We start from the raw sequence: 4,805 nt of genomic DNA, 5'->3' as shown, positions 1-4,805 counted from the left end.
AGAATCTGGGGGATTTACACGTTTAGGTTGGCAAAAGGCCGTCGGTATCCTGCGTAGATCAGGTAGACTATGTGATATCTAAATTAGTCGGTATTTCTATCATGGCGCCAAGCCTTATTTCATTGAAGTCTCATAACTCTTTCTCATTATCTGTTTCTGCATCTTGTATTACGGTTGCGGATACTCAGGACAAATTGATTGAAGGGTGGCGCGTCGCCAGTGCATCACAAGAGCCAGTTTTATTACTAGGAGAAGGAAGTAATGTTCTTTTTCTGGAAGATTTTTTAGGCACTATTCTGCTAAATCGAATCAAAGGTATAGATATTCGTGAGACAAGCGATAGCTGGTATCTTCATGTCGGTGCTGGTGAAAATTGGCATCAGTTAGTTGAATATACGCTTAAACATGGCATTGTTGGGTTAGAAAATCTGGCGTTAATTCCCGGATGTGTGGGGTCTGCGCCAATACAGAATATTGGTGCGTACGGTATCGAATTGCAACATGTCTGTGATTACGTTGAATTATTGGATCTAACAGAAGGTAAAACCATGCGTCTTACCGCTGAAGAATGCCAATTTGGTTACCGTGAAAGCATATTTAAGCACCATTACCGTTCTGGGTTTGCGATTACTGCAGTAGGGCTTTTTTTAAAGAAAGAGTGGAATCCGATACTGAACTACGGCGATTTGGCCAAACTGAATCCTGAAACTGTTACGCCACAGCAGGTGTTTGATTCTGTATGTCATATGCGCCAAAGCAAACTTCCAGATCCTGTAGTGACAGGTAATGCCGGTAGCTTCTTTAAAAATCCGATAATTACACAACAGGATGCTGAATGTATTTTACGAGAGTATCCGAATGCTCCTCAGTATTTACAAGCTGATGGTAACGTGAAGTTGGCTGCGGGCTGGTTAATTGATCAGTGTAAGCTTAAAGGCTTTCAGCTTGGTGGTGCGGCTGTTCACGAGAAGCAAGCATTGGTTTTGATTAATAAAAATAATGCAAAAAGTTCAGATATTGTCGAATTAGCTCGTTATGTTCGCAATCGGGTTGCTGAGAAGTTCTCTATACAGTTGGAGCCTGAAGTTCGCTTTATTGCTGCACGTGGAGAGGTCAATGCTATTGAGGTATTATCATGAAAGATATTACGGTCCCTCTTAAATTAATTAAGATTCTCTCTGATGGTGAATTTTATTCCGGCGAATTACTGGGTGAAATGATGGGGATGAGCCGAGCTGCGATTAATAAACATATTCAAACTATACGTGATTGGGGAATTGATGTTTTTACTGTAACAGGTAAAGGCTATTCTTTACCTATGCCTATGCAGTTATTAGATGTAGAGGCCATCCTCACAAATCTCCCAGAAGGTGGAGTCACTGTCTTACCTGTCGTTGATTCTACTAATCAGTACATGTTAGAACGATTGGATACATTATCCTCCGGTGACGCATGTCTTGCTGAATATCAGCAATCTGGGCGCGGTCGTCGGGGTCGACAATGGTTTTCCCCTTTTGGAGCGAATTTATATTTGTCCTTATATTGGCGCCTAGAACAAGGACCTGCCGCCGCTGTTGGGGTTAGTTTGGTAATCGGTATCGTAATGGCTGAAGTGCTACACAAACTTGGTGCTGAGGGTGTTCGAGTTAAATGGCCCAATGATTTATATCTAAAGGATCGAAAACTAGCTGGCATTCTTGTCGAATTGACTGGAAAAACGGGTGATGCTGCTAATTTAGTAATTGGTGCTGGTATCAATTTACAAATGAGAGAGCCTGCCCCAGATACTATTAATCAAGGATGGATAAATTTACAAGAAGCAGGTATAGACATTAATCGTAATACACTTGCTTCGACTCTTATTTATGAATTAAGAGAAGCTTTGGCTATTTTTGAACTACAAGGTCTTGAGCCATTCATTTCCCGATGGGAAAAATTGGATAACTATTTTAATCGCTCAGTCCGTTTGATTATCGGTAATCGTGAAATATACGGTGTTGACCGCGGAATAGATCGCCAAGGTGCATTGTTGTTAGAAAGTGACGGTCTGATAACGCCATATATAGGTGGGGAGATTTCCCTGCGTGGAGCGTAAAAAGGGGGTTAGCCCCCTTTTTGTATTAATTTTTTCACTTTCTTAACCTAACACATTCAACGGCATGGTTAGCACTTTTAGTCATGATAAGGCTAGCCCTCTCCTTGGTAGGTAGAATATTTTCTTTTAAATTAAGCCCATTAATTTCTTTCCATAATTGAGATGCAATACCGATAGCTTCCTCTTCCGTCAGTTTTGCGTAATTATGGAAATATGAATTTGGGTTTGAGAATGCACCCTGTCTGAATTTTAAGAAGCGATTTATATACCATGTTTGCAGGAGTGTCTCCGGCGCATCGACATAGATAGAAAAATCCACAAAATCGGATACAAAAACTCTATGTGGATCATGTGGATAGTCCATTCCACTTTGCAAGACATTCAAGCCTTCTAATATTAAAATATCAGGTTGCTCCAACACTTTATTATTATTAGGTACAATGTCATATGTCAGATGAGAATACGTCGGTGCCGTGACTTTATGTGTTCCTGATTTTATATCAGAAACAAATTTCACCAAGCTATGCATATCATATGATTGTGGGAAGCCTTTTTTCTTCATCAAATTACGTTCTTTTAAAACTTTATTTGGATGAAGAAATCCATCGGTTGTAATTAACTCGACACTGCGATGTTCTGGCCAACGGCTCAATAATGCTTGAAGCACTCGGGCTGTGGTACTTTTTCCTACAGCGACACTACCTGCAATGCCGATTATATAAGGTATCTTTTGGCCATCAGTTCCTAAGAACTGCTCAAGTACAGCCTGACGGCGTAAATTAGAACTGATATAGAAATTTAGCAGGCGAGATAACGGCAGATAAATTTCTGCGACCTCGTCTAATGAAAGATCTTCGTTAATCCCTTTGAGTTTAACGATCTCTTCTTCTGTCAGCGTTAACGGGACAGAATCGCGCAAGGCGGCCCATTGGCTGCGGTTGAATTGTAGATATGGCGTGGCCAAAGATTGCTCTCTATTGCTCATAAGTCGTGTTCTGCCTGCTTAACAGGTAAGAGAAGGGAGTGATAGTTCCACGACGAAGCGGGCTATTAGTGTAGCTAACGCCATAATCGCGGTACCTTCTCTTGTGTAATAAATTTTTGATAATGGCAGGTTAACACTTTGCTGATAGAAATAAGAAGAGAAAATCGGTTCCGTACCCGATGCATCCGTGTCTGTACATCCGGTACACGCTAGCCGGCGATTGTTTTACCTAAACCATTCGCAGCAAAGAGGCACTTATAATAAATGGCGGTTGGGTGGTAATGGCCATAAGGTGTACAAGCATAGTCAGGTAATTCTCCCAAGTGGCGATATCCTAATACGCGGTAAAATGCTTCTGCGAAGGATTCTGCTTGAGTATCTAAATAGAGTCGTCCCCTTCGTCGTCGCGCACTACCCATAGGATGCGTTCACCGCTGGGGACAGACGTTTGCAATCCGTGAAAATATTCTACGGCTTCTTTGTTAAGTACTGGTAAGTGGTAACCAACAAAATCGCTGTTTTCTACAGCATCTACAACTATAAGTAGATAGACCAGTTCTTCACGATAGATAGGCAAGGTTGCTGCATTGAGTTGAACCGTTTTCACCGCATTTTGTCCGTCTGACAGCAATTTGTTTCTAATCAGGCAAAATACATTCCAGATCTATTCTCTTAGAGAAACGAGCAAAATAACATCTGTCAGTACAGAGTCTGCCCTCTTAAAGGGCAAATAACGTATTTTTGGCGCGAGTGATATCGAAGTGTCTTGATGGTGACATCCTCATCTTATTGGATAAACTGGTGGTTCTTTGCGCTAATTTTTACTGGTAGTCTAGATTTATGGGTGAATTTGGATAAAATCTAAGCGATAGCGCATTTTACGCAATTTTTTTGTTGCATCGAGCGTTCTGTCTACCTAGAATGCGCAGCACTTGAGGCCGGCTTAGCTCAGTAGGTAGAGCAACTGACTTGTAATCAGTAGGTCACCAGTTCGATTCCGGTAGCCGGCACCATCAAGTACACAATCAGGTGGGGTTCCCGAGCGGCCAAAGGGAGCAGACTGTAAATCTGCCGTCACAGACTTCGAAGGTTCGAATCCTTCCCCCACCACCAAATTCAATCCTGGTAGCAGGATATCCGATGCGGTAGCAAGACTAAGCCGGATCGACGAAGGCGGGGTCTATAATCTTATTCCCCAAATTCAAAATCTACAGAAAAATTAGGTAGCCGAGTTCCAGGATGCGGGCATCGTATAATGGCTATTACCTCAGCCTTCCAAGCTGATGATGTGGGTTCGATTCCCACTGCCCGCTCCAAGATGTGCTGATATAGCTCAGTTGGTAGAGCGCACCCTTGGTAAGGGTGAGGTCGGCAGTTCGAATCTGCCTATCAGCACCACTTCCTTTTCCTCCTCCTGATTTTCTTTCTGTGAATAAATTCAGCAAGCTATCGCTTGGTTGATGTGGTGATACCACCGATTTATCCGTGTCTTAGAGGGACAATCGATGTCTAAAGAAAAATTTGAACGTACAAAACCGCACGTTAACGTCGGTACTATCGGCCACGTTGACCATGGTAAAACAACGCTGACTGCTGCAATCACTACCGTTCTGGCTAAAACCTACGGTGGTAACGCACGTGCATTCGATCAGATCGACAACGCACCAGAAGAAAAAGCACGTGGTATCACCATCAACACGTCTCACGTTGAATACGATACCCCGT

Annotated in this window: 4 protein-coding genes, 4 tRNA genes and 1 pseudogene; 7 read left to right on the top strand and 2 right to left on the bottom strand. The window is 42.6% G+C overall.

The features are described from left to right. The first annotated feature begins 101 nt into the window (after positions 1-101). Positions 102-1,139, top strand: coding sequence for a UDP-N-acetylmuramate dehydrogenase (gene murB, locus A0G03_RS20290; RefSeq protein ID WP_048258303.1), 1,038 nt, complete (start codon positions 102-104; stop codon positions 1,137-1,139). Continuing rightward, positions 1,136-2,095 carry a bifunctional biotin--[acetyl-CoA-carboxylase] ligase/biotin operon repressor BirA gene (gene birA, locus A0G03_RS20285; RefSeq protein ID WP_048258304.1) on the top strand — a complete coding sequence of 320 codons (960 nt, stop codon included), beginning with the start codon at positions 1,136-1,138 and terminating at the stop codon, positions 2,093-2,095. The genes murB and birA overlap by 4 nt, the downstream gene beginning before the upstream one ends. A 34-nt stretch (positions 2,096-2,129) precedes the next feature. Here birA and coaA read toward each other — a convergent pair whose 3' ends face one another. Both coaA and A0G03_RS20275 read right to left on the bottom strand, forming a co-directional pair. Continuing rightward, positions 2,130-3,080 carry a type I pantothenate kinase gene (gene coaA, locus A0G03_RS20280; protein WP_048258305.1) on the bottom strand — a complete coding sequence of 317 codons (951 nt, stop codon included), beginning with the start codon at positions 3,078-3,080 and terminating at the stop codon, positions 2,130-2,132. 209 nt (positions 3,081-3,289) lie between these two features. Then, positions 3,290-3,687, bottom strand: a pseudogene (locus A0G03_RS20275) (hypothetical protein). Between the two features lie 330 nt (positions 3,688-4,017). Between A0G03_RS20275 and A0G03_RS20270 the strand changes: the two are divergent. From A0G03_RS20270 to A0G03_RS20250, 5 genes are all read left to right on the top strand, one after another. Beyond that, positions 4,018-4,093: transfer RNA gene (locus A0G03_RS20270), tRNA-Thr, on the top strand. A 15-nt stretch (positions 4,094-4,108) separates the two neighbouring features. After that, positions 4,109-4,193 (top strand) — tRNA-Tyr (locus A0G03_RS20265). 128 nt (positions 4,194-4,321) lie between these two features. Continuing rightward, a tRNA-Gly gene (locus A0G03_RS20260) sits at positions 4,322-4,396 on the top strand. Positions 4,397-4,402: 6 nt separating this feature from the next. Next, positions 4,403-4,478: transfer RNA gene (locus tag A0G03_RS20255), tRNA-Thr, on the top strand. 107 nt (positions 4,479-4,585) lie between these two features. Then, positions 4,586-4,805: GTP-binding protein (locus A0G03_RS20250; RefSeq protein ID WP_244177748.1), on the top strand; the 220-nt coding region annotated here is incomplete at its 3' end.

It is taken from the genome of Pectobacterium peruviense, from assembly GCF_002847345.1.
GTDB classification, from domain to species: Bacteria; Pseudomonadota; Gammaproteobacteria; order Enterobacterales; family Enterobacteriaceae; genus Pectobacterium; species Pectobacterium peruviense.
The sequence above is the reverse complement of the archived record's forward strand: the minus strand, read 5'-3'. Positions and strand labels throughout refer to the sequence as shown.